The following is a 1,170-nucleotide window of genomic DNA, read 5'->3' as shown; positions in this document are numbered from 1 at the left end:
GTGGGCCGACGGCGGCATGGCCGCCGGTGCGGCCGGCGAGCACGCCCGCCGCCGCGGCCTCATTCCGCTGCCACCCGAGTCCGCGATCGCGGCGCTGGCACAGGCGGTGCGCGACGACGAGCCGTGCCGCACCGTCGCGGACGTGCGCTGGACGGATTTTCTGCCGCCGTTCGTCGCCGCGCGCCGCAGCCCGCTGCTGTCCGCTCTGCCGGAGGCGCAGCAGATTCTCGGCACCGCCGCGCCCCGGGACACCGAGACCAGTCACCACCTGGCCACGCTCGGCCCTGACGAGCGACGGATCCGGTTGCGCGACATAGTCACCACGACCGCCGCGGCGGTGCTCGGCCACGCTTCGACGACGGAACTCGCACCGGATACGGCCTTCCGTGACCTGGGTTTCGACTCGCTGACCGCGGTAGAGCTGCGCGACCGCCTCGGCGCGGTGCTCGGCCACCCGCTGCCCGCGACGACGGTCTTCGATCATCCGACACCGGAGCAGCTCGTCTCCCACCTCGTTTCGCTGTTCGACGACGGCTCGACCGACGACCGGGCGGTCGACGCGGCCACCGTCGACGCCGCGGAGCCGATGGTGATCGTCGGTATGGCCTGTCGCTTTCCCGGTGGCGTCGGTAGCCCGGAGGAACTGTGGCAGTTGGTGTTCGACGGTAAGGACGCCATCTCCGATTTCCCCGGCGACCGCGGCTGGGACGCGGCGGCGCTGCTGGCGACCGACGCGGGCGCATCCGGCACGAGCACCGCGACCGCGGGCGGGTTCCTGGACGACGCGGCGGACTTCGACGCGGCCTTCTTCGGCATCTCGCCGCGGGAAGCACTCGCGATGGATCCGCAGCAACGCCAGTTGCTGGAGACCGCGTGGGAGCTGTTCGAGGGCGCCGGTATCGACCCGAAAGCGTTGCGCGGCAGCCGCACCGGCGTCTTCGTCGGCGGCAACGGCCAGGACTACGCCACCCTGCTCCGTGACGACGGGGCGGGCGCCGAGGGCTATCTGCTCACCGGCAATACGACCAGCGTGGCGTCGGGACGCATCGCCTACACCTTCGGATTCGAGGGTCCCGCGGTCACCATCGATACCGCCTGCTCGTCGTCGCTGGTCGCCCTGCATCTGGCCACCCGATCGCTGCGCGACGGCGAATGCACCATGGCGCTGGT

At 71.7% G+C, this 1,170-nt stretch carries 1 protein-coding gene; it reads left to right on the top strand.

Features of this window, described 5'->3' with window-relative positions:
* Positions 1 to 1,170, top strand: a 1,170-nt coding sequence (locus ON39_RS33955; protein WP_040740354.1) for a type I polyketide synthase, incomplete at both ends; no start/stop codon positions are given.

The sequence above is a fragment of the Nocardia tenerifensis NBRC 101015 genome (assembly GCF_000308715.1).
GTDB classification, from domain to species: Bacteria; Actinomycetota; Actinomycetes; order Mycobacteriales; family Mycobacteriaceae; genus Nocardia; species Nocardia tenerifensis.
The sequence above is the reverse complement of the archived record's forward strand: the minus strand, read 5'-3'. Positions and strand labels throughout refer to the sequence as shown.